This is a genomic window from Polynucleobacter sp. MWH-Jannik1A5, assembly GCF_018881795.1.
Classification (GTDB): domain Bacteria; phylum Pseudomonadota; class Gammaproteobacteria; order Burkholderiales; family Burkholderiaceae; genus Polynucleobacter.
Map to the genome: position 1 here is coordinate 1,732,895 of NZ_JACVPQ010000001.1, position 24,583 is coordinate 1,757,477.

General features: G+C 45.6%; 21 protein-coding genes, 2 tRNA genes and 1 riboswitch. Of the genes, 5 read left to right on the plus strand and 18 right to left on the minus strand.

Features of this window, described 5'->3' with window-relative positions; genetic code table 11:
• Positions 1-458 precede the first annotated feature (458 nt).
• On the plus strand, positions 459-1,238 hold the full coding sequence (locus ICN23_RS08785) for a DUF3800 domain-containing protein (protein WP_216231766.1): 780 nt from the start codon (positions 459-461) through the stop codon (positions 1,236-1,238).
• A gap of 374 nt (positions 1,239-1,612) precedes the next feature.
• Here the strand turns inward: ICN23_RS08785 and ICN23_RS08790 are convergent, their stop codons facing one another.
• The 7 genes from ICN23_RS08790 to ICN23_RS08820 form a co-directional block, all read right to left on the minus strand.
• Positions 1,613-1,993 carry a hypothetical protein gene (locus tag ICN23_RS08790; RefSeq protein ID WP_216231767.1) on the minus strand — a complete coding sequence of 127 codons (381 nt, stop codon included), beginning with the start codon at positions 1,991-1,993 and terminating at the stop codon, positions 1,613-1,615.
• Entirely contained in the window at positions 1,990-2,598 is a 609-nt protein-coding gene (locus ICN23_RS08795) for a hypothetical protein (protein WP_216231768.1), read from the minus strand. Before ICN23_RS08795 ends, ICN23_RS08790 begins: the two co-directional genes overlap by 4 nt.
• 221 nt (positions 2,599-2,819) lie before the next feature.
• Complete coding sequence (locus ICN23_RS08800; RefSeq protein ID WP_216231769.1) at positions 2,820-4,313, minus strand: DUF5906 domain-containing protein; 1,494 nt, start codon at positions 4,311-4,313, stop codon at positions 2,820-2,822.
• Positions 4,300-5,331, minus strand: a complete 1,032-nt coding sequence (locus tag ICN23_RS08805; protein ID WP_216231770.1) for a DNA-primase RepB domain-containing protein — start codon at positions 5,329-5,331, stop codon at positions 4,300-4,302. Before ICN23_RS08805 ends, ICN23_RS08800 begins: the two co-directional genes overlap by 14 nt.
• A 186-nt stretch (positions 5,332-5,517) precedes the next feature.
• Positions 5,518-6,159 (minus strand): hypothetical protein, encoded by a 642-nt coding sequence (locus ICN23_RS08810; protein ID WP_216231771.1) that lies wholly within the window; start codon positions 6,157-6,159, stop codon positions 5,518-5,520.
• A 186-nt stretch (positions 6,160-6,345) separates the two neighbouring features.
• On the minus strand, positions 6,346-7,593 hold the full coding sequence (locus ICN23_RS08815; RefSeq protein ID WP_216231772.1) for an integrase family protein: 1,248 nt from the start codon (positions 7,591-7,593) through the stop codon (positions 6,346-6,348).
• A 226-nt stretch (positions 7,594-7,819) separates the two neighbouring features.
• Positions 7,820-7,895, minus strand: a tRNA-Asn gene (locus ICN23_RS08820).
• 21 nt (positions 7,896-7,916) lie between these two features.
• Here ICN23_RS08820 and thiD point away from each other — a divergent pair.
• Positions 7,917-8,801 (plus strand): bifunctional hydroxymethylpyrimidine kinase/phosphomethylpyrimidine kinase, encoded by an 885-nt coding sequence (thiD, locus tag ICN23_RS08825; protein WP_216231773.1) that lies wholly within the window; start codon positions 7,917-7,919, stop codon positions 8,799-8,801.
• 25 nt (positions 8,802-8,826) lie between these two features.
• On the opposite strand, the gene thiE is transcribed toward thiD, so the two are convergent.
• From thiE to ICN23_RS08870, 9 genes are all read right to left on the minus strand, one after another.
• A complete protein-coding gene (gene thiE, locus ICN23_RS08830) occupies positions 8,827-9,753 on the minus strand; it encodes a thiamine phosphate synthase (RefSeq protein ID WP_216231774.1) in 927 nt (308 codons plus the stop codon).
• Between the two features lie 22 nt (positions 9,754-9,775).
• Complete coding sequence (locus ICN23_RS08835; protein WP_216231775.1) at positions 9,776-10,594, minus strand: thiazole synthase; 819 nt, start codon at positions 10,592-10,594, stop codon at positions 9,776-9,778.
• A gap of 22 nt (positions 10,595-10,616) precedes the next feature.
• Positions 10,617-10,814 (minus strand): sulfur carrier protein ThiS, encoded by a 198-nt coding sequence (gene thiS / locus ICN23_RS08840; RefSeq protein ID WP_216231776.1) that lies wholly within the window; start codon positions 10,812-10,814, stop codon positions 10,617-10,619.
• Positions 10,805-11,956: an FAD-dependent oxidoreductase gene (locus tag ICN23_RS08845; protein WP_216231777.1), complete on the minus strand. Its 1,152-nt coding sequence runs from the start codon at positions 11,954-11,956 to the stop codon at positions 10,805-10,807. The genes thiS and ICN23_RS08845 overlap by 10 nt, the downstream gene beginning before the upstream one ends.
• Positions 11,957-11,971: 15 nt before the next feature.
• Positions 11,972-13,912 (minus strand): phosphomethylpyrimidine synthase ThiC, encoded by a 1,941-nt coding sequence (gene thiC / locus ICN23_RS08850; protein ID WP_255532740.1) that lies wholly within the window; start codon positions 13,910-13,912, stop codon positions 11,972-11,974.
• A gap of 37 nt (positions 13,913-13,949) precedes the next feature.
• A riboswitch (TPP riboswitch) is annotated at positions 13,950-14,057 on the minus strand.
• Positions 14,058-14,142: 85 nt separating this feature from the next.
• Positions 14,143-14,976 carry an NUDIX hydrolase family protein gene (locus ICN23_RS08855; RefSeq protein ID WP_216231778.1) on the minus strand — a complete coding sequence of 278 codons (834 nt, stop codon included), beginning with the start codon at positions 14,974-14,976 and terminating at the stop codon, positions 14,143-14,145.
• A gap of 201 nt (positions 14,977-15,177) precedes the next feature.
• Positions 15,178-15,252, minus strand: a tRNA-Arg gene (locus ICN23_RS08860).
• A gap of 191 nt (positions 15,253-15,443) precedes the next feature.
• Positions 15,444-16,676: an MFS transporter gene (locus ICN23_RS08865; protein WP_216231779.1), complete on the minus strand. Its 1,233-nt coding sequence runs from the start codon at positions 16,674-16,676 to the stop codon at positions 15,444-15,446.
• A 5-nt stretch (positions 16,677-16,681) separates the two neighbouring features.
• Entirely contained in the window at positions 16,682-17,902 is a 1,221-nt protein-coding gene (locus tag ICN23_RS08870) for a CaiB/BaiF CoA-transferase family protein (RefSeq protein WP_216231780.1), read from the minus strand.
• Positions 17,903-17,981: 79 nt separating this feature from the next.
• Here ICN23_RS08870 and ICN23_RS08875 point away from each other — a divergent pair, with 79 nt between their 5' ends.
• Positions 17,982-19,970: a DNA topoisomerase IV subunit B gene (locus ICN23_RS08875; RefSeq protein ID WP_216231781.1), complete on the plus strand. Its 1,989-nt coding sequence runs from the start codon at positions 17,982-17,984 to the stop codon at positions 19,968-19,970.
• A gap of 71 nt (positions 19,971-20,041) precedes the next feature.
• Complete coding sequence (gene parC, locus ICN23_RS08880; protein WP_216231987.1) at positions 20,042-22,417, plus strand: DNA topoisomerase IV subunit A; 2,376 nt, start codon at positions 20,042-20,044, stop codon at positions 22,415-22,417.
• Between the two features lie 4 nt (positions 22,418-22,421).
• Here the strand turns inward: parC and ICN23_RS08885 are convergent, their stop codons facing one another.
• Positions 22,422-23,381 carry an XdhC family protein gene (locus tag ICN23_RS08885; RefSeq protein ID WP_216231782.1) on the minus strand — a complete coding sequence of 320 codons (960 nt, stop codon included), beginning with the start codon at positions 23,379-23,381 and terminating at the stop codon, positions 22,422-22,424.
• An 87-nt stretch (positions 23,382-23,468) separates the two neighbouring features.
• On the opposite strand from ICN23_RS08885, the gene ICN23_RS08890 reads away from it, so the two are divergent.
• Positions 23,469-24,086, plus strand: coding sequence for an NTP transferase domain-containing protein (locus ICN23_RS08890; protein ID WP_255532741.1), 618 nt, complete (start codon positions 23,469-23,471; stop codon positions 24,084-24,086).
• A gap of 11 nt (positions 24,087-24,097) precedes the next feature.
• Here ICN23_RS08890 and ICN23_RS08895 read toward each other — a convergent pair whose 3' ends face one another.
• Entirely contained in the window at positions 24,098-24,556 is a 459-nt protein-coding gene (locus ICN23_RS08895; RefSeq protein WP_370624771.1) for a RidA family protein, read from the minus strand.
• Between the last annotated feature and the right edge of the window lie 27 nt (positions 24,557-24,583).

The following is a 24,583-nucleotide window of genomic DNA, read 5'->3' on the forward strand; positions in this document are numbered from 1 at the left end:
TCATGCTCGGATGCCCCAACCTTAAACTCAATGACAAAAATAACTCCCGAGATAATTAGGACAACATCAGCCCTTTTCCCATGCGCGGGGTTGAGAATTCGAAGTAAATTGACCCCACTTCGAGGTCCCGAAGTGAATGCTTAAGAAGTCTAATTTGCTCTTGCCAGGCAACTCTTTGTTGGATCTCTAATGCAAACCCATGCTTTTCAGTTAATTGCCCAAGGATCTCTGCTGCATTAGTTGAGCAGAAGTGAGGGATAGGGGAGCTGTAGTAGGCAATATGAACATGTATTAATTATGACTTAATGTCATTTTTACCAACCCTTTTTTTGATAGCCAAATTACCAACGGTGCGCCACTCCGATGGTTGATGATGATTCAATCTTAAGATAAATAATCTTTGCTTTGTTGTAAGTGAATTCATGAATTATTATTGACTGAATATATAAAGGGTATCAATGAGTCTAAGTGAATACATGGTTTTTGTTGATGAGAGCGGCTCTCCATCTATGGGTAATATAGACCCCAATTACCCACTCTTTGTACTTGCATTTCTAATTGTTAAAAAAGATGAATATGTCAGCTCATTGACACCAGCAATACAGAGGTTCAAATTCAAACACTTTGGTCATGACCAAGTTATCTTGCATGAGCGTGATATTCGTAAGGATATTGGCGCCTTTTCAGGTCTTAAAAATCCTGCTATCAAAGTATCATTCTTGGATGAATTGACCACAATTATTGCTGGACTTCCATTTCATTTGGCATGCGTCGTAATTGATAAAGATGGGCATAAAAAGAGGTATTCTTCTCCCATAAACCCCTATCATTTAGGCCTTGAATTTGGGCTTGAAAGGGTAAGAAACTTTCTGATTCAACAAAAAGAATGGATTGAGCCAAGTGTTGCCGTTCATCTTGGTCAGGTTGAGCATTTCAATCCAAAATTACATGTCATTGTTGAAAAAAGAGGCAAAGCTGAGGATGATGACCTGGAGTTAGAATTTCGCCGAATCTGTGATGGTTCAAATTTCCATGGTGAGAAATTTAATTTTGAAGTTGTGTTCTCGGATAAAAAGTCTAATGCCGCTGGATTGCAAATTGCTGATTTAGTCGCAAGACCAATTGGAATATCTGTACTCAGGCCTGGTCAATCTAACAGAGCTGTAGATGTTTTGCAGTCGAAGCTACTTAAGAAGAATGGGAAGACTGATGGTTACGGTCTTAAGAAATTTCCGTAGACCATAAAAACAAAAAGCCCCGGTAAACCGGAGCTAGTTGTCGACCGAGAATCCCCAGTCCTTGTCGTTATTCTATCAGGTCTTAAACCAACCCTCAAGCAGTTGCTTTACCCTTAAATTTACTATGTTTAGTGCATTTTGAGGCCTAGTTACGATATTTAATAGGGCGCGAATCAGGGCTGCCAACGGTTTGGTTATCCGTTTAGCATACAGAATTATTTAAATCAGACTCCTCTTATCAGGCTGACATCACTTTGAGGCTTAGTGCTTTTATAGTAGTACTCTTGCGGATTTTGTACCTAATCTTGTACACGATAAGCCCGGGTATCATCTTTACCCTCATGTATATGCCTTTAGGGCTCTCAACCTACGGATTACAAATCCGTAGGTGCTAATTCTCTCCATTCCTTGAATGCTGCATTCAGTGCGGGGCTAAACCTGTAAAGGCAACCTTCTGGCTTGTCGATTCCCTCAGACTTGTACCATTTCCATCCAGGGACATTTCTATCTGATTCCGGTGTTGATACTAGGATGATGTCACTTCTTCCTTCAGGTGACCTATGAAAAGTAATGAGGGTCTCCGTAGCGCTAAAGTTTTGAGCTGCGAGCATTTGTACCAATTCGCATTTAGAGGGCCTAGGACCGAAGATGGGGATAAAAACTAGGGCTGTTTTAAACGACCCTCCTTGAGCCTGTTGCAGGGCTGCCTGCATCGAATCTAGCAGCTTAGTAAGCTCCTCAAGTTTCGAGCTCATGGGAGCGTGCTCACGATGTCAATTTGAGCGATGTTGTTCTGTGCCTCTCTCGAAGAAATTTCTTCAATTTGCTTTTGGAGTGAGTATATGCGGTCTACTATCGCACCGCTTAGAGATACAGAGCCAGCTTTTTCAAGCAGAGCCATAGCTTTTGAGGCACCATCAGCATCCATTTGGCCTGTTGCAGCAGCCGTAACAATTGAGTGAGCTGTTTGATCGACGGTAGGTTGGATGCTAAATTTTAGGAGTTGCTTTCTCTCGGGAAGGAATCGATTTATTAAAAGTTGAGAGGCTTGAATATCCCCACTGAGAGCTTTATCAACAAGGGCTTGCGTAATCCCTTCAGCATTATTAATTACGATTTCTAGAGCTCTTTGAGCCTTTGAGTGGGCATTTTCTAGTGCCGATTCAGGTAAGTCTTTGGGAGCGATGCTCTTTAGCTGATATACAAGCGCTTCTTGAGCAATTTCAGTCGCCACAGATTCAAAGCGTTTCCGCTCCTGAAATGCACGTGTTCTTAAGGTACTCTCACCTAGGGGCTGTCCGTCTGCCTTTCTTTTTCGCCCACCTTTTTTCTTCGGTGGCGGCAGGGTAGTTGGTTGCATTGTTCGATACCGTTCTATTCAGATGCTTTAACTATATGGAATACGCACCACATTTGGAAGTAATAATCGGTACACAAGTACACGTGTGTACTGAAGTTTTATAGAAAGTATTTATTCAATTTTTAAGAAAAAGATAGTCCCTAAAAACAAGTGTCCCCATGTGTACTGGTGTCCCGATCATCATCCTGCAGATAAAAAAAGGGGGGGGTGGACCCCCCCATCTATTCACCATTTGTTTCAATAGATTTTTCACCTAGACTCTCTTTATCAGCGACATACAAGTCAAGCTTTTCACGGCTATTAATTTTGCGTTTGATATCTTGGAGTCGGTCCAATTCAGTTTTGAGTTCAAAGGGCCTGCGACCATTCCATTTTTCATGTTCTCTAATTACGTAAACGGTTACAGCTTCTCTTTCTGACACCTTAACCCTTTTTAAATATCTTCTGATATTGGCTCGATGAAGCGAGTGATGCTGCGCTGCAGTTGGCCTCCCGTTATCCTCATACCCCGAAAAAATCGTTTTGATGTCTTTGACGTCGATGAGGTCGCTAGGCCAATGCTCTGCTATGAGACGAGCATACTCATCGGAATCAGAGAGACTGACCTCGATTGCTTGCTGTTTTGCATCGGTCATGGAAGCCTTTTGACCTGGATTGAAATCCTTAATTTCGCGCATCCGAAGATAGTGCCCGACACTTCTTATAAAAAGTGGATCCTCCAAGGCCTTATAAAGAGCAATATAGTACTGAGCTTCTTTAGGCTCCTTTTCCGTATAGACCACCTCAAACCTCCTGTCACCTTGGTCAATAGGAATGGCAGCAATATGGTTGCTAAACATCAGCCATCTACATGAGTTGTACTCAATTGATTGGCGCCCATATTTTGGGTTTATAACCCGAGTTTCTTCTGTAATGAGAGATTTCATTTTCTCGGCATGCCGCCATCTAGCCTCTCCACCTCCTTCCCGAATTTCGTCGACGATAGCCAATATCTTTCTCGAAAGGTGACCGTTGTAGCCGCTATTAAGTAGGGCAGGCAAGTCAACGTTAGCGGCAACATTGCCTTTCCACAGTCTAACTAGAACAGATGCCACCCAGTTTCTCCCCAATCCGAACGATCGAGAGATATGGAGCCAGGCTGTATGGGGCAAAATTTCTGGTTGTTGCTCGATATGAGCCAACCAGTCCAGAAATCTTGGCGCCTGTGAGTCAAAGAGAAAGTTTATATGCTCAAGAAAAATCTGGATCCGCGCTTCCCAATCACTAGGATTGTCCTCTCTCCATGGCATTCGCCAGGAATTCAGAGCGGGTCGCCCCTGAGGGTCGTTTATGAAAACCGGACCTCCTGCTTTAAATGAGTGCGTTTGAACAGTCTTTCTCTCTGGTGAAAAAAGCCATAGCTTAGAGATCTGAACAACATCAAATTGAGACACATTCCGCTTGGAGGGTACTTCATCACTTGATGCCAGCATTGCATTAACCCAATCCTGTTTGCTAGTAACAAAATTTGGGGAATTTAAATCTCCTATGAAAGACCCATCCGAAATGAAGACAAATCGCCTTAGTGCCTCCTCAAGATCGATCAACTCAGCCAAGGGTACTACGTCCCCCTCGCCGATAAGCTGATTCTCAAGTTTTTGATCTGATCTGCGTTTAGCCTTCAATGCCTTTGTAATTTCAGCTGCTTGTTCTTCGAGGTTGTCATTTGCAGGCATTTATGCCTCCTTGACCTATAAATGCAAAAAGATCCTTGAGATTCTTATCCCGGCATGACCTGTGGAAGCAGTGAAAAGCGCCAATCCAGCCATTACGTATATTTGGAGAAGCTAGCCCAGCTATTCGTGCGGCTTTGTCAGTGTGATTTTCTGACCATGGGCATTCGACTGTTATCCATTCGTTGTTTAAATTTACACCTTCGATAAGATTTTTTGATTCAACTTTTGAAAGTAAGTTTTCCCAATATTGATCTACATCTTGTTTTAACTGAACCCCGATATCTATCTGTTTTATCCGGCGATTTCCAAATGGTCTCAAGCTCAAGTTGTAATGGGAGATCAATTCATCCAGGGCATAAATCTTTTTTGGCTCCCAGTGAATAAGTCTCGTTTGAAAATATTGACCATTTTTTTCAGTAAGATGTTTTTTACTATTCGAGCCCACGGGAAGTCTCATGAATCGATTTAAGCCCTTAGCTCCACCATCGGTAAGGCCTGCATCGGCTAGACCATTTATTACCTTCTCACACTTCGTTCTGTTGTATGTGTCGTCACCAGCGAGAAAGTAGTGGGCCTGATAGTTTCCAGGGCTTGTTTCGATAATCGCCGAAGGAGGAAGGGTAACTGAATTTAAATTAACTTTTTTCCCAAGGTCATCCAGCGAGATACATTTCATTTGATGGAAAAACTCACTTTTTCTGCTCCAAAGTGCTGTTTTATGCTCCAGGCCGTCAATACCGACAATTTTGCTCATTTCGCTCGGCAAAAACGAGCTAATGCAGAAATAGTTATTTGAATCTGGAGAAGAGGGAATCTGGGATAAATTGCTAATGGGGATACCCCGAATCCCGGCTGCCTTCACTCTGGCTTCAAAACTCCCCAGGACTTTCCCGCAAATCATTCTGGCAGGGTACTTTCCCATCGGGAATTTATCGCCACATACGGCGCTTAAAAAGTCAGCATTACTAACTCCCATGCTACTTTTTGTTTGTGATGCTTCAATTATTTTTTTTAACATATCGGTTCCTAAATAAAAGTTATGGAACCATCACCATTTGTCACGCAGCTTGTGCGTCGAGATGGGTGTCGAATTTACTAACCGGGGGTGCTAATTACATCTGTGGCTTCGACGGTATGTGGTCTAGTCTGTCAAGTCGGTCAAGTTGGGCATATGTTTTTATTTCCAGCTGAAATAAAAGGGTGGCTACAAATCGTTATATAGATAGAGTTCCTCCTCCTCGGATTTTGGTTGAGTTGAGGTTGGATCGTATAGAGCCACTATTTTTTTCCTGTATATCGGTATTGCCTCCATAGTTTCTTTCATAACAGCTGCTTTTGCATGAATGAGCGTGGGAAATTTATGAGGCAAGAATCCGCTAGGATTACGAGCCCAAAATAGTTTGGAGCTCCCTTTATAAGGACCCACGTTATAAAAGCCGCCTTCAATATTTACCCATTCAGATTTTCTTGAATAGCTTTCGGTCCAAATTTCACCCGATAAAAGGCCCGAACTTTGCTTGTCGATTCTATTCAACATGTAACTCACTTCTTCATTCGGAAATTTACATAATGGGATGGCGCAGCCAAAACACATGTTCATGTAAACGTACCTTACTTCTCCGATGCTCCTTTTGTATTTTTGGCCGATCGACATCAGCCCCTCACCAGTTTTCTTGCACTTCTCGCATAAATATTTAGAGGTATAGCCAGAAATGCCAAATGGACTCATCCGATCATAAATACTCACCCATTCGCGAGAATCTTTTTCAATTTTCGGAATTAATCCATTTTCAAAATCATCCGATGAATATCTTTTAAAACCGCAGCCGTGGTTCCAGTTGATCATTTGGAGATCCTCCGTTTTGATACCCAAGAAATAACATCGCTCCTTAAGTAGACGGGGGTCCTTTTGTCAATCCAAGAGCATGGTATTGGGTCCATGCTCACTCTGTTGCGATCTACCCATCTCTTGGTTTTGCCGAGCATGGACCCAACTTCATGCGAACGCATGGGTTGGTCAGTTAAGTTAACTTCAGTTTTCATCTTTACTACCTTTCATAGGTGTTGTCTGATCCGCAATTTCTTCAACAAGATTTGCTAGGGTTTGCCATGCTTCGGCTACGGATTCAGGATCTACCGAATAATGGCGGTCCATTGTTGAAGTCTGTGAGTGGTCCAGCATTGCTTGGACCAAATGGGAGGGGATGTTCTTATAACGAGCAATCGACGCTGAGCATTTCCGCATATCTTTTGGTCTATATGCGTATTCACCTTCGCGTCCAAGCTCTTTATTGATCTGAGTAAGTACAACCCGCCCCTCGTTTACTTGGAATATCTTTTCAGTTGGACTCCTGCCAGCACATTGCTCTTGAATGATTGCTAATGCTTGTTTGGACAAATAAATTACGTGAGGCGTCCTAGATTTCATTTCCCTAATGGTTAATGTTTTCATTTTGGGATTGAAGTCAGATACCGTAGGGCGAAGTGGCTCTTCAGATCTTTTCGCCGTCAATAGCAAGAACTTTATGTAATTAACAGCGTCTCGGTATTGATCTTTAAGTCCGTTAAGCTGCGCCCAAAATTCAGGTAGTCCAGATCTCCATAGCCGGCCTTCATCCGAGGAAGACTTGTTAAGGGTCACATAGCTTTCATGACCTTTTACGAATATATTTTTGGCTATGGGAAATTTGGAGTTAGATAGCACAGCCTTTAACCATGCTGCATCAGACGCAGATCTTATTGGGGCTTTATTTGAATAGTCCTTGTACCATTCAAGTAGCTCTTGTGCGCCGAGGTCCTTAAGTTTCGTATTGGTGAATTCAAATAGAGGGCCGGGTTTTCTTGCCTTTTTGGCATTTCCAAATGCTGCTCGGGACTGATCAGCTGTAATGCCTGGGGCAATCAAGCCCAATATTTGTTTTTTAGAGCGGTCTGAAAGGTTAAGCACTTCACCTTTTCTATTTTTTCTGGTGTGCTCATTTGCATAACGCTTAAAGGCTTCTCCAAGCGTAATGCCAAGTTTGGCATCTTCTTGATTGTTGGCGGTGAAATCTAAGCCCTCAACCTCGTTACCAAGCTCTAGATTTGCATTGATTCGCTTTACCCAGCTCCTAGCTTCTGTAATGGGGTGTGCATCTGGATTAAGCCCCGATGTTAGAAAGCAGGCCTTACCTTTGAAGGTTCTTCTGTATACCCACGATTTAGCGCCACTCTTCAGGGAGCGGAGAAAGAGGTGAGGCTCCTTATCGTCTTTTCTATATTGGCTAGATTGTGGGTTCATTGATGTGCCTTTTTGGTAAGCACATCCGATAGTATGGAATTCGGGGTCGATTTCCAAGAAATAGTCGTAGATAGCCAGATTTGGACTAACGACCTATGCGTTTGATTCATTCATTTCTCCTTGTACAAAAATTGGACAAAGAGGTAGAACAAAAGACTTTTTAGGCTGGGCAGGGTGCCCACCAAAGAAAAAACCCTGTAGCTATTAGGCATACAGGGTTTTAATTTGGCTCCTCGACCTGGGCTCGAACCAGGGACCTACGGATTAACAGTCCGGCGCTCTACCGACTGAGCTATCGAGGAATAAGCCGATATTATAGCAAGATGAAATCACTTCTTCCCACTTCTGTGCAGATCCCCAAAGTACTGACGATTGCTGGGTCTGATAGCGGCGGCGGGGCGGGGCTCCAAGCCGATCTCAAGGTCATCACTGCCCTTGGTGGCTATGGCATGTCGGTGATAACCGCAATTACTGCTCAAAACACCTTGGGTGTCACGCGTATTCAGGATATTGATCTAGATATTGTTGAGGCTCAGATTGATGCAGTTTTATTGGATATTGGGGCTGATATTGTCAAAATTGGCATGTTGGCCAGCCCAGAAATAGTCAAGATCGTAGCTAAATCTTTACGCAAGCACGGCGTGAAACGTATTGTTCTTGATCCTGTATTGCGAGCGACTTCTGGTGCAAGTTTGGGTGGTGATGACACTGCGCAGGCCATGATTTCTGAATTGTTTCCAATTGCAACATTGATTACGCCCAATTTAGATGAGGCTTCTTTATTGCTAGGTCGTGAGATTCGCGGGCCCAATGATTTCAAACTGGCCGCCGAAGAATTGCTTGATATGGGACCACAGGCAGTGCTGATTAAAGGCGGACATCTTGATAGCACGCATACCCAAATTACAGACTACCTAATGTGGCGCACCATCGAAGATGGTTTGGAAGTAGTGCAGACAAAAGAATTCAAACACTATCGTGTAAATACGGTAAATACCCATGGCACTGGATGTTCATTAGCCTCTGCAATCGCTACATACCTTGCTGATGGTCATGACCTCAGCCACGCAGTAGCTAAGGCAATTGCCTATGTAGAGGCAGGTCTTGAGGCGGGTCGTTTCTTAAGTATTGGTGAGGGTCCTGGGCCTTTATGGCACATGCACGACTTTTATCCAACCGCGCTTTTGGATGAGAAAGATAAGTACTAAAAAATATTGTTAAAGCTATTTTTACTTAAGCTTGCATTAATTCTTGCAAGTGTTTGACCGAAGCCTTTGGATCTTTGGCTTGTGTAATGGCTCTGACTACAGCTACTGAGCCCACACCACTTCTAGCGACCGCATGAATACTGTCTTGATCAATGCCGCCAATAGCCACTAGCGGGTAGTGACTCATGAGCTTGGCATATTGATATAGACGACCAAGACCTTGTGGTGCTGTAGGCATCTTCTTTAAGTTCGTCGGAAATACTGCGCCCATGGCGATATAGCTTGGGCAGAAACGATCTGCATAGGCAAGCTCCGCATATCCATGGGTACTTAAGCCTAAGCGCAAACCTGCCGCACGAATCTCATCTAAGTCAGCCACTTCCATATCCTCTTGACCTAAATGCACGCCATATGCGCCCGCATCAATTGCTTCTTGCCAATAGTCGTTAATAAATAGCAGTGTTTTACTATCTTTAACTGCGGCAACAGATTCTTTGATTTGTTTTCGAATCTTGGACTTATCTTCGGATTTAAATCGTAATTGCACTGTCGGAATTTCTGCATCGACCATGCGCTTCACCCAATCAGCATCTGGCATCACGCCATATAAGCCTAAGCGTTTTGGACACTCCTTAAACGCATTGGGATTCATATTGCGAGTCCAAGGGAGCAAATCAAAATGTTCTGGTCTGCTGGGCCACTTAAATGGATTAAAGCCCCCATCCTGCAAAGTCATGCGTGACCAAGCTTTACCAAGAACTTTGGCATCCGCTTCGATAAAGCCCATGTCAATGGCAGCTAAGGCGCCAGCCAATTCGTAATGATCAACTGCCGCCTCGTTATCTATCTGTGGTGGTGGCGTGTTTAAGCTGAAGGTCGGAATCGGAATGCATAGATCCGCATTGCGATGCGCTGCAACGATTTGGTCGGCAAGATCACGTATTAAGCTCATCAGTTCAGTGTACTGAAGTTCACTACGATTGATGCCAAAAAGGCGTTCCCACCAAAGGCGTGCTGGCTTGAGCTGATGCTTGGGGTTTCATGGCGCCCGATAAATAGGCTGCACGTCCTGCATCTACCGCCATTGCAAAGGCTTTGGCCATGACTACAGGATCGTCGGCCAATGCCACTGCGGTATTGAGGAGTACACCATCAAAACCCCATTCCATCACGGTACATGCGTGCGAAGGAAGGCCTAAGCCCGCATCGACTAAGAGCGGCACTTTCAAACGATCGCGCAAGAGTTTCATGGCATATGGATTCAAAGGTCCTTGGCCTGTACCAATCGGTGCTGCCCATGGCATTACTGCTTGGCAACCCACATCGACTAAACGTTGGCACAAAATCAGATCCTCAGTGCAATATGGCAAGACCTTAAAGCCATCTTTAATTAAAGTCTCAGCAGTTTGTACTAAGCGCAAAACATCGGGTTGCAAAGTGTAGTCATCACCAATGAGTTCTAACTTAATCCAATCCGTTTCAAAAACTTCACGGGCCATTTGTGCAGTGGTAATGACTTCTTGCGGACTATGGCAGCCAGCTGTATTAGGTAGTACAGGTACGGCCATCTTTTTGAGTAATTCCCAGAAGCCACTATGCGATTCAGCGGTGGAAGTGCCTTGACGACGCAAGCTCACGGTAATCATGGCTGGATTAGATGCCTGCACAGCATTTTCTAAAACCTGAGGAGAGGGGTAACGTGAAGTTCCCAATAGCAAGCGACTAGCGAAACTCTCGCCATATAGAACGAGGGTATCAGCGCTACTGAGATTGCTAGGTAATGGGGCGTTCATATTAAGTCAGTTCGTTATTGCATCACCCGCCAGTAACGGGGGCGATCACTTCAATTTGGTCATTCTCATTCAAGACAAACTCTTGATGCTTTGTCTTGGGTACAAAATTCAGATTCACAGCAACAGCATAGGGCGGTTTAGCGTTAATCAGCGCTAGCGCATCGCTCACCAGACTTTGACTTGGTAAGTCGTACTCCACTTGATTCACGATTACGCGCATATGGCCTCAACTTGATTGTCATCTTGCGTCATGCTTAAACCCAATTCCAATGCGGTCTTGCTAGAACCTTCTGCCAGCAACTGCAAAGCGCAATCCAAAACTGCCGGAGCAATCATAAAACCATGGCGGTATAGGCCGTTGATCATGATCAAATCCACCAACCCTTTTTCTTTTCTCACCCGAATTTCTGGAAGATTATTTTTTAAAGTAGGGCGACACTGCGTTGCCATTTCTAAAATACGGGCTTCTGCAAAGCCGCTATGGATGGTATAGACCGCACTCAGTAGCTCCATCGCAGAGCGCACACTCATCTCTGAGAGGTCGTCGGATTCAATCTCGGTAGCGCCCACCACGTAGATATCGTTTTCCTTGGGGGCAATATAGATTGGGTAGCGTGGGTGAATCAATCTTGTGGGGCGGCGCAGTTTAACTTCGGGCGCATAAAGTCGCACCACCTCACCACGAACACCACGCAAGGTATTAGGCTTGTCACCAGAAGACCAGGACTCTTTTGCGCCAGTGCCGCGACAGTCAATGACCGCTTTGTAGCTAGACTGCCGACGTAGCTCTTGCGGGTCAACTTCCGTGTGCCAATGGCAATTCACCTTCAATAGCTTGAGCTCACTAGCAAGTGCATTGAGTAATTGGCGATTATCTAGCTGACCTTCATTAGGTAAGTACATGCCTTGAGTAAAGCGATCGGCAACACCTGGTTCTAAATCACGTAAAGCATCACTATTTAACTTTTGTGGTGCGCTTAAATCCGAGTTAGAGCGGCAGTTTTTTTCTAGATGCGCTGCAAAACGCTCAGCTTCACTAGCGTCTTGTCGATGCCAGAGGATAAGCGTCCCATCTTGCTGAAAGTAAACTGAATCAGACAACTCAGAAATGAGCTCCTTCCACCGAGGCAGGCTATGCAAGCCCATACGGACAACAGAGTCCTCCGTAATTGCCGATTCCGCTAATGGCGCCAGCATTGCCGCCGCAATTCGTGCTGCAGCATGTGCCCCCTCAGCACCACCCTTATCGAATAACTCAACCTGAGCACCGCTCCTAGCAAGGGCAACTGCCAGCAAGCGACCCATGAGGCCGCCACCGACAATTGCATACTTACTTTGAGAGAGGTTCAAGCTGTTTGCCATCGTATAAATCAGTAGTTACTGATAAATCTCACTACCGCGTTTGCGGAACTCCGCAGACATTTCTTCCATGCCTTTAGACGCATCCGCTACTTCAGTAATCGGAATGACCTTCGCTTTAGGATTGCCATCCGCATCTAATGTTGCTGCATAGTCACGAACTTCTTGAGTGATCTTCATGGAGCAGAACTTCGGACCGCACATCGAGCAGAAGTGCGCAATCTTCGCGCCTTCTGCTGGCAAAGTAGCATCGTGATATTCACGCGCACGTTCAGGATCTAAGCCGAGATTGAACTGATCTTCCCAGCGGAATTCAAAGCGGGCTTTAGATAAAGCGTTATCCCGTACTTGAGCACCCGGTAAGCCTTTAGCCAAGTCAGCACCATGAGCCGCAATCTTGTAGGTGATGATGCCTTCGCGGACATCTTCTTTGTCTGGCAAGCCTAAATGCTCCTTTGGTGTGACATAGCAAAGCATGGCCGTGCCGTACCAACCAATTTGGGCTGCACCAATACCGCTAGTGATGTGGTCGTAACCTGGGGCAATATCTGTGATCAATGGTCCAAGCGTGTAGAAAGGCGCTTCTAAGCAATGCTTGAGCTCTTCTGTCATGTTTTCTTCAATGCGCTGCATTGGTACGTGGCCAGGACCTTCAATCATGACTTGTACATCATGCTTCCATGCTTTGGCAGTTAACTCGCCTAAGGTATGAAGTTCACCAAACTGTGCGGCATCATTGGAGTCAGCAATACAGCCGGGACGTAAGCCATCGCCCAAGCTAAATGACACGTCATAGGCTTTCATGATTTCGCAAATCTCATCAAACTTGGTATATAGGAAGTTTTCTTTGTGGTGAGCCAAGCACCATTTAGCCATGATCGAACCGCCACGAGAAACAATACCGGTAATACGATCAGCCGTTAGTGGAACATAGCGAAGCAATACACCCGCATGAATAGTGAAGTAATCCACGCCTTGTTCAGCCTGTTCAATCAAAGTATCGCGGAACATTTCCCAAGTGAGATCTTCTGCAATACCACCAGTTTTATCTAAAGCCTGATAAATAGGAACGGTACCAATTGGAACTGGAGAGTTACGAATAATCCACTCACGGGTTTCATGAATATGTTTACCAGTAGAAAGATCCATGATGGTGTCTGCACCCCAACGAATAGACCAGACCATCTTTTCCACTTCTTCATTGATAGATGAGGTAACAGCAGAGTTACCCAAGTTGCCGTTAATCTTTACACGGAAGTTGCGACCAATAATCATTGGCTCTAATTCAGGGTGATTAATGTTAGCCGGAATAATCGCGCGACCAGCAGCAATCTCAGAACGCACAAATTCACCGGTAATGATCTCAGGTAGGTTGGCACCATAACCTTTGCCAGGATGTTGCTTAAGGAGTTGCTTGTAAGCAGGGTCCTTGCGGAGTTGCTCAAGGCCCATGGATTCACGCAGCGCAATGTATTCCATTTCTGGAGTGATGATGCCTTGGCGGGCGTAGTACATCTGGCTCACATTGTGACCAGGCTTGGCGACACGTGGCGCGCTGATGTGAGAGAAGCGTAAATTTTGTGTAGCTTCATCTTGAGAGCGGGCTACACCGTATTCAGAACTAGGGCCAGCCAATTGAATCGTGTCATTACGCTCTGCAATCCATGCGTCACGCAGTCTTGGCAAACCTTTTTCAAGATTGATCACAATATCCGGATCACTGTATGGTCCAGAGGTGTCATAAACAGGAACAGGGGGATTTGCTAATAATTCTTCGCCTACACGAGTGGGGAGTTGCTCAATCATGCGGATTGGCGCTTTGATATCTGCTCTTGAGCCTTGTAGGTAAGTTTTTGTTGAGGCGGGATAGGCAAACTTTTGCCCAAAGTCGCGCTCCAAGCTTTTTAAGCTCGGAATCTCGTGTTTAGCGTTTTTAGTTGAAGTCTTGCCTGTACTCATGTCCATCTCCTAGCTGTTTTAGATGGACGAAACCGGGTGTCGGTCTGATGTAACTCCCCACGCCAGCATTACCTGGATCGGGTTAAAGGGTCTTTCTCAGCGCCTTCAGACTAAAAACCTCTGAAGGGCACCCCTGTTTCATCCTTAATCAGGATTTAACCACGAATTAGGGTCTTGATGCATGACTTCGGTCAAGCAGGTCTTTCAAGGAGTGATTGGGGCTTAGGATCTTACTTATTGCGACGCAATATGAAGTCAGCTGTCACAAAGGCGGCATCCGAAGTAAATTCATCAGCCAAGATTCTGGCAGCAGCTTCGCCCAGGGAAATCTCTATAAAGCCGCTCACTTCGCCATCATGGTTTGTTGGCACAAAGTTATCGGCTAATTCTAGGTCGTAAATATAGAGCTGCTCATCATGAAAGCCTCGACCTAAAGAGGGGCGACGCATATGAATACGACCTACGGGCTCAATTTGATCCGCAATTTGCTCGGGTACGCCAGCTTCTTCCCAAAGCTCACGACGTGCGCTAACCCAAGGAGTTTCATCTGCAGTGATGCCGCCAGCAGATAAGTTATCTAACTTACCGGGATCAGTCGGTTTTGTTTCACTACGCCTGCCCAACCAAATCGTATTGCTTTGGGTATAGCCATTGATATGTGTTGCCATACTCCGAAAGCCAAAGGTACGAAACGCAGCACGCTCCATGCGAAAGTACTTGTGACCATTTTGATCGACCCAAGCAAAATCCTCATTACGCCAACCAGGAATAAATCCAGCTACGCGCATGCGATTGGCTAACTGATAAAGACTGTTCGATAAATCTCTTGGTTTACTTAATTGAATCGTGAGCTTGTCATGACCCATGGAAATGTACGGAACAGATTCCTTTTGCAAAGATTCCTGCAAATAGGGAATGAATTCAGGATTGAGATGACCAATCAACTGCTCGTCTATTGCGCTGCGAGATAAATAGATTGGCAAATAATCAGCAGGGGCAGAACGCGCCGTGTTTTGGAGCATTTCCTCAAGGGCTGCTAGCGTGCTGGTTGAAAGACTGGTCATGGCCCTAAGTGTAAGGGAACTTGGCTCCTTAACACATAACTGCAGCAGCACTGACTTAAATATTGGTCAGTAATTGCGCAAAGAAGGGGAATCAAGTCTGCACACAATTTAGGCAAGCTAGGTCAGCCTATACAAATCTGTGACTTACGAAAACTTTTGCTGATTTATCCACAAAGCCTGTGGATAAGTATGATGAATTTCTGGTCCCGCCGACAGGAATCGAACCTGTATCCCACGCTTAGGAGGCATGTGCACTATCCATTGTGCTACGGCGAGATGCGATAAAAATAAAAGTGTGTTATGCGAATTCTAATGAATGATCAGCCACAAATTACCAACCACACAAAGCCCATACTTGATTTGTGATGGCCACCATCATATCGGGTGCAAAGTACATTGAAAAAATAAACAACAAAATCAATAAAGCAAACCCATAGGAAGTGATTTTCCAAAATGCGGACTTCTTCTTAAGCATTAGCTACTCTATGAATGGCACGCTCTTTTACTGGAAGATTGACTAGGAAGGCAAAGACGCCCAATCCAATCGCAATTTCCCAAACGATTAAATACGAACCTGTTTGATCAAATAAATATCCACCCAGGAATGCACCACAGAAGCTGCCTAATTGATGCGAGAAAAATACCAACCCTGAAAGCATTGTTAAATACTTAACACCAAAAATTTGTGCAACGATGCCGTTAGTTAAGGGAATGGTAGATAACCACAAGAAACCCATCACCGCTGCAAAGATATAAGTGCTCAAGGGCGTTGGTGGCAGCAATAAGAAAGCGGTAATGGCTATTGAGCGACCCAAATAGATTGCAGAAAGTAAATAGCGCTTTGGAAAGCGTTGAGCCAGGATTCCAGAGCTATAGGTGCCAAAAATATTAAAGAGCCCAATCAAGGCTAGAGCGGTAGTGGCAACTACTGGGGCGCCAACCGCTGGATAGTTAGTAGATAGTTCTTTGAGATAGGGTGCCAAATGAACCGCAATAAATACCACCTGAAAACCGCAAACAAAGTAGCCTAAGGTGAGGTAACGAAAGCTGGGATTATTAATCGCTTCTTTCAATGCCTCCTTGATTGTTTGATCACCCAAATTGTGAGAGTGGGTGAAATTCTTCTCACGCAGCATAAATGCAGTTGGAATCATTAGGCTGGCCATGAGTGCCAACATGAGAAGTGCATCTTGGGCGCCAAAGGCGCTTAACAATCCTTGCTCAGCTGGAATCATTAGGAACTGACCAAAGGATCCTGCTGCTGCAGCAATACCCATTGCCCAAACCCGTTTTTCTGCAGGAACGTTGCGACCCAAGATGCCGTACACCACACTGTAAGTGGTAGCTGTTTGCGCCAAACCAATCAGCAAGCCACCAGCCAAAGTGAAGTTCATGACATCGCTAGATAGGGCCATGCCCGCTAAGCCCAAGGCATACAAGATGCCACCCGCAACCATAATTTTAAATGCGCCGTAACGATCCGCCAAGGCGCCAGTAATTGGTTGTACTGCACCCCAAATGAGATTTTGCAGTGCAATCGTTAAAGCAAAAGTTTCACGGCCCCAACCATTGGCTGAGGTAATCGGTAGGTTAAAAAGACCAAAGCCATGACGAATACCCATAGACATGGTGACCATGAGTCCACCATAAATGAGGACTTGTTTCATTGAAAGTCCTGCGTTGCTGATTGGCTTAGTCATACGCTTTAGATAATGCCCTTGTTGCGCAAATCTTCAATAGCCTTATCGTCGAGCTTGAGACGCTCATGCAAGATTTCTTCGGTATGCTGCCCAAGTGTGGGCGGCGCCATCCGAACTTCAGTAGGCGTTTTAGATAGCCGCATGGGGCTAGCAACCAATTTCATGCTGCCAACCGTCGGGTGTGGAGCCTCGATCTGCACGCCGCGATGAATGACCTGTTCGTTTTCAAAGACTTCTTTGAAGTTATTAATGGGTCCGCAGGGAACTTTAGCTTTTTCTAGTAGCGCAATCCATTCGCCCTTAGTTTTTTTGCGCGTCATTTGCTCTAAGAGCGGAATGAGTTGCTTGCGATGTTCTACGCGTAAGGGGTTTGAGGAATATAGAGGGTTATCAGCTAAATGCGCTTCTCCACCTGCGCTCACAAAATGCCGAAATTGCCCATCATTACCAGCGCCCACAATCATCCAGCCATCAGATGTCGGAAAGGTTTGATAGGGAACGATGATGGGAGAAGCATTACCCCAGCGTTTTGGCACTTCGCCAGAGGTGAGGTATGCACTGGATACATTGGCCATCACTGCTACTTGGGTATCGAGCAAGGACATGTCGATGTATTGACCTTCGCCGGTGTGGTCGCGATGAACAATGGCAGCCAAAATTGCGGTGCTGGCGTACATACCAGTAAAGATATCGGCGATTGCAACACCGGATTTTTGTGGACTGGCACCTTCAAAGTCATGGGCTTCGCCTGTGACGCTCATAAAGCCACCCATTCCTTGAATAATGAAGTCGTATCCAGGGCGGTGTGCGTAAGGTCCAGTTTGGCCAAAGCCGGTGATGGAGCAATAAATGAGATCAGACTTCACTTTTTTGAGGCTGTCATAGTCAAGGCCGTATTTAGCTAGATCGCCCACCTTGTAATTTTCAATGACGACATCTGATTCAGCGGCGAGCTGGCGAATGAGTTCTTGGCCCTCGGGCTTGGCAATATCAACGGTGATAGAGCGCTTATTGCGGTTGATGCAAATAAAATAGGCAGATTCTTCAGTTTCCTTGCCGCTGGCATCTTTGGCAAAAGGAGGACCCCAATGACGGGTATCGTCCCCAGAGCCAGGTCTTTCAACTTTAATGACATCCGCACCCAAATCCGCCAGGTTCTGAGCGCACCAAGGACCAGCCAAGACTCGGCTAAGGTCTAAAACGCGAATATGACTTAAGGCTCCCATTCCCCGATTTTGGCATGGATGACAGGGTAATACCTGAAAAATTCGGTCTGGATCTCAGACATGACTACAATTTGCGCGCATGGCTACTCGTAAAACTTCTGAATACAGCGAATCGTCGATTCAGGTCCTAAAAGGACTAGAACCAGTCCGTCAACGGCCTGGAATGTACACCCGCACCGATAACCCACTCCATATCATTCAAGAGGTCCTTGATAACGCATCGGATGAGGCCTTAGGTGGATTCGGCAAGCAAATCATTGTCACCATGCATACCGATGGCAGTGTGAGTGTCGAAGATGACGGACGAGGTATTCCTGTCGGAATGCATCCAACTGAGAAATTGCCGGTAGTGGAAATCGTTTTTACACAGCTGCATGCAGGTGGTAAGTTTGAAAAGGGCACTGGTGGTGCTTATGCTTTCTCAGGTGGTTTACATGGCGTAGGTGTTTCAGTAACCAATGCTTTATCCAAAAGATTAGAAGTGACTGTTTGGCGTGATGGCCAAATGTCAACATTGACCTTTGCTGACGGCAAGGTAATAGAAAAACTTAAATCAAGACCATCCTCAAAAGAAGATAAATCCCACGGCACACGCGTTCGTGCCTGGCCAGATGGTAAGTATTTTGATAGCTCGGCTATTCCAATGCCAGAGCTTATTCGTCTCTTGCGATCTAAGGCGGTTCTGTTGCCTGGTGTAAAGGTCACGCTGATTCAAGAAAAAACCGGCGATACCCAGACTTGGCAATATGCACAAGGCTTACGCGGCTATTTAAATGAAGCGATTGCACAGGCAGGACATGGTGCAGAAGTCATTCCGCCATTCGAGGGCGAGCAATACGCGACTGGTAATGGTGATGATGATTCCTTTGCCGAAGGTGAAGGCGCAGCTTGGGTGGTTTGCTGGACTGAAGATGGCGCACCTGTGCGTGAGAGTTATGTGAACTTGATTCCTACTCCCGCAGGCGGAACCCATGAAAGTGGTTTGCGTGAAGGCTTATTTAATGCTGTAAAAGGCTTTATTGAAATGCATGCATTGCAACCAAAAGGCGTGAAGCTCATGCCTGAAGACGTATTTGCACGCGCATCCTTTATTTTGTCTGCCAAAGTATTAGATCCACAATTTCAAGGACAGATTAAAGAGCGTCTCAATTCTCGTGATGCAGTGCGCTTGGTTTCTGGATACGTGAAATCAGCTCTAGAGTTATGGTTAAACCAGCACGTGGATTACGGCCGCAAGCTAGCCGATTTAGTAATCAAGCAGGCTCAAGCGAGAACCCGCGCAGGACAAAAAGTCGAGAAGAAGAAATCTTCTGGCGTGGCTGTGCTGCCTGGCAAGCTGACTGATTGTGAGAGCCAAGACATTGGCATGAATGAAATCTTTCTGGTCGAGGGTGACTCTGCTGGCGGCTCGGCCAAAATGGGCCGTAATAAGGAATATCAAGCGATTCTGCCATTGCGCGGCAAGGTGTTAAATACCTGGGAAGCTGAGCGCGACCGCTTGTTTGCCAATAATGAAGTGCACGATATCGCTGTTGCGATTGGTGTTGATCCTCACGGACCAAATGACAATCCTGATTTATCCAATTTACGCTATGGCAAGGTTTGCATTTTGTCTGATGCGGACGTCGATGGTGCGCATATTCAAGTTTTACTCTTAACGCTGTTCTATAAACATTTCCCGAAATTGATTGAGTTGGGTCATGTGCATATTTCACGTCCACCACTATTCAGGGTAGATGCACCAGCGCGTGGCAAGAAGCCTGCGCAAAAGATATATGCATTAGACGCTAGCGAACTTCAAGCTATTGAAGATAAGTTGCGTAAAGATGGTGTGAAAGAAACTGCATGGCAGATTTCGCGCTTTAAAGGTCTGGGAGAGATGAGTGCTGAGCAACTTTGGGATACGACTCTCAACCCAGATACACGCCGCTTGCTCCCGGTTACGCTAGGCACCTGGACCGAAGACGAAACCTTTAAAACAATGGATATGCTGATGGGTAAATCTGAGTCTGGAGCACGTCGCGATTGGCTTGAAGAGCGCGGCAACGAAGTGGAGGCAGATATCTAATGGCAACTAAAAAGACTCCTGGAAAAAATAATCCAGCGGATCAGGCGGATTTATTCTCCAACCCAATCGAAATGGATATTGTTGAAGTCGATGAGGCGCCAGCAGTTGCTGCTTCTTCTGGCGGTGGCTCCAGTAATCATGATCCTAAGACTGTCGACTTAAACGAAGATGGTAAAGACAGCTTAACTTTAGCGGTTTATGCAGAGCGTGCCTATTTAGACTACGCCATTAGCGTCGTTAAAGGGCGCGCATTACCAGATGTAGCTGATGGTCAAAAGCCAGTACAGCGTCGCATATTGTTCTCGATGAGCGAGATGGGATTGCGAGCAGATGCGAAGCCAGTAAAGAGTGCCCGTGTAGTTGGCGATGTACTTGGTAAATTCCATCCGCATGGTGACCAATCAGCCTACGATGCCTTGGTTCGTTTGGCGCAAAGCTTCTCATTGCGTTATCCCTTAATTGATGGTCAAGGAAATTTTGGTTCACGCGATGGCGATGGCGCAGCAGCAATGCGTTACACCGAAGCTCGTTTAACCAAGATTGCTAGTTTGCTCTTAAGCGAAATTGACGAAGGTACTGTAGATTTCGCGCCAAACTATGACGGTTCATTCCAGGAACCTAAGCTATTACCAGCACGTCTTCCATTTGTATTACTCAATGGCGCATCCGGTATTGCTGTCGGTATGGCCACGGAGATTCCTTCTCATAACTTACGTGAAGTCGCCTCTGCTGCAGTTGCTTTAATGAAGTCTCCGAAGATGAGTACTGCAGAGTTGCTAGAGATCATGCCTGGCCCTGACTATCCAGGTGGTGGGCAAATCATTTCGTCTGCTGCAGAAATTGCACAGATATATGAGGCAGGGCGCGGCAGTATTAAAGTGCGCGCACGCTGGTCAATCGAAGAGTTGGCTCGCGGCCAATGGCAGATTGTGGTCAATGAATTGCCACCAGCAACATCCTCACAACGTGTCTTGCAAGAGATCGAGGAGATTACCAATCCTAAAGTGAAGGTTGGTAAAAAGACCTTAACACCCGAGCAAAATAATCTCAAATCAACCATTCTGAATGTGCTCGATGGTGTGCGCGACGAGTCTAGTAAAGACGCAGCAGTCCGTTTGGTATTTGAGCCTAAGAGCAAAAATATTGATGTGAATGAGTTTGTGAACCTATTGCTTGCACATACCTCATTAGAGTCCAATGCGCCAATGAACTTGGTGATGATTGGTAATGATGGTCGTCCACGTCAAAAAGGCTTAAAAGAAATCATTTCTGAGTGGATTGCGTTCAGGGTCGCTACGGTTACCCGTAGAACACAACATCGCTTGGGTAAAGTTAAAGATCGTATGCATATTTTGGAAGGGCGTTTAATCGTTCTTCTTAATATTGATAAGGTGATCAAGATCATTCGCAATAGCGATGAGCCAAAAGCGGATTTGATTAAAGAGTTCAAGTTAAGCGATCGTCAAGCAGAAGATATTCTGGACATTCGTTTGCGTCAGTTGGCTCGCTTGGAGGGTATCAAGATCGAGCAAGAGCTTAAAGAACTCAAAGCGGAGCGCGATGACTTAGAGGGATTGCTGCAAAGCGATACCGTTTTGCGTAAACGCATCATCAAAGAAATCGAATCCGATATGAAGGATTTTGGTGATGATCGTCGCACCCTCATTCAGGAAGATAAGCGTGCCGTAGCGGAAACTAAGGTGATTGATGAGCCGGTAACGGTAATTGTTTCTCAAAAGGGTTGGGTCCGCGTTCGTCAAGGGCATGAGCATGATGCAACGCAATTTAGCTTCAAAGCAGGCGATGCTTTATATGCCACTTTTGAGGTGAGAACAGTTGATGTCATTCAAGGATTTGGTAGTGATGGTCGCGTGTATACCGTACCCGTTAGTGAATTACCCGGCGCAAGAGGTGATGGTTCGCCATTGACCAGCTTTGTTAATTTAGCTGCAGGCTCACAAATGGTTGCCTACTATGCAGGCCAGGCTGATGATTTGGTATTGCTTTCTACTAAAGCAGGCTTTGGTTTCTTGGCCAATGTTGCCGATATGACTACTCGCAATAAAGCGGGTAAATCATTCTTGAGTATGGATGCCAAGGTTCCAGGTGATGCACCTTTGGGTGCGGCAAAAGTCAAAGTAGGTATGAAGCAAGTTGCCTGCTTATCAGAAGCCTCTAAATTGCTAGTCTTCCCATTGGATGAGCTCAAACGCTTGCCCACTGGCGGCAAAGGAGTGATCTTGATGGGCTTAGACGATAAAGAGTTCTTGGCCTCAGCAATTGCTGTAGGCCCTGATGGCGCAACTTACTCCGGAGCGGGACGCGCTGGCAAGCCAACCGAACTGAGCTTGGACGCAAAAACCTTGAAATCGTTTGCGGGTAACCGTGCACGTAAAGGTCACTTTGTAGAGCCACGCTTAAAAGATGGCAAGCTCACAGCTAACTAAGACCTTACGTTTTCTTGGGAACGCTAATCCCGTATTTGACGGCAATCACTTCGGCCAGAATCGATACCGCGATCTCTGGTGGAGTGAGGGCCCCAATATAAAGCCCAACGGGGCCATGTAATTTTTCCAGTTGCTCCTGGCTCACATCAAATTCAAGTAAGCGTTCTTTGCGTTTCTGAGTATTTTTGCGGCTTCCTAGTGCGCCCACATAAAAAGCGGTCGATTTCAGCGCCTCCATTAAGGCCATATCATCCAACTTAGGGTCATGTGTCAGGGCTACGACAGCTGTATGAGAATCTACGCCGATTTCTAACAAGACGTCATCAGGCATGCCTTTAAAAAAAGTAATGTCCGTGCGATTGAGGCCTTCTGCGTATTCCTCGCGGGGATCAATCACGATGACTTCAAAGTCAGAAGCCAAAGCAAAATCAGCCGTGTATAGAGAGAGCTGTCCTGCGCCAATAATGACCATGCGCCAACGCGGACCATAGGTAGTTTGCATGAGCTCTTCGGTGCAAGCAAACTCGTCGCTACGATCACCAGTGCTGAGGGTAGATTTGCCAGTGCGGAAGTTCACTGAGCGACGGGTAATTTGATGTGAAGAAATATTCTCCAGCAACTTTTCTAAAATAAACAGTTCTGGTTTGGGTTCAACTAATAAACGAAGGGTGCCACCACAGGGAAGTCCAAAACGTGCTGCCTCTTGTTGGGTTACACCATAAACGACCATTTCTGGGATATCGCGTGTCAGTATTTCAGTTTGCACTCGGCGGATAAGGTCGTCTTCTACACATCCACCTGAAACTGAACCCGCTACCTGTCCATCGGCACGTATCGCCAGCCAAGAGCCAACGGGTCGTGGAGCAGAGCCCCATGTTTGGACTACAGTGGCAATCGCTACAGATTGGCCCGATTGGAGCCATTCCACGGCAGATTTAAGGACGCTGAGATCAGTGCTGTTCATGCTTTTTTACTTTTGACATTACTTTATAGATAACTATTTATTATCACTCTAATGACTATTTTTAGTGAATCTTCCAAAAACCCAAATATGCGTCTAGCCATTTTGTTGTTGGCTGCAGGCGAGGGGAGTCGTTTGGGTGGATTTCCTAAGGCGCTACTGAAAAAAGAAGGTGACACCTTATTGAAACGCTTTATCACTTCAGTCCAGTCTCTCCAGCCGATAGAAACCCTGGTTGTTACTGGTTTTTATTCTGCAGAAGTTGAACAAGAAGTTCAAAGTCTGAAAAGTGCTTGCCCATATTCGCTGTCTACTGTCAAAAATCTAATGCCTGAATCAGGGCAACCCTCTTCAGTGAGGTTAGGCTTAGAGTCACTACAGTCTGACTATGATGTTTTGATAATTGCATTGTGCGATCAACCGAATATCAGCAGCCCAGAGATTGAGGCTTTGGTATTGCAATTTAAACAAGCGGGTTCGGGAAAAGAGATCGTATTGCCCATGGTGCATGAAAAGCGCGGCAACCCAGTGCTATTTTCGAGAAGGGTGATTGATCAAATTCTCTTAATACCGGGAATGGTCTGTAGACCCTTTATGGATCAGCATCCAGAGCTTGTCAAAACATTTGTAAGCAATAACCCAGCTTATCTAATGGATGTCGACTCCCAGGCCGACATCCAAAAACTAGGGCTTGATCCTATTAAATGAATGTAATTGAATTAAATCTCAGCGATGAGTTCAATTTCAACACAAGCACCCAGCGGAATTTGCGCAACACCAAAAGCGCTACGTGCATGCTTGCCGGCATCACCAAACACTTCAAAAAGTAACTCAGAGCAGCCATTCACCACTAAGTGTTGCTCAGTATAGGTGTCGGTTGAGTTCACTAAGCCCATTACCTTAACAATGCGTTTTACCTTATCTAAAGAGCCTAAGTGATTTTGCAAAGTCGAGATTAAATCAATTGCGATAGAGCGCGCAGCTGCCTTGCCCGTATCGGTATCCATGTCTTTACCAAGCTTTCCTACCCAAGGTTTGCCATCGCGTTTAGCAATATGCCCGGATAAGAAAACGGTGTTGCCAGTGGTTGCTGCCATGACATAGGCTGCAGCTGGAGGTCCTGGAGGCGGCAAATCAATACCAAGAGTTTTAAGGCGTTCGCTAATGTTTGTAGTCATGGTCAATATGTTGATTTCAATTAAAGA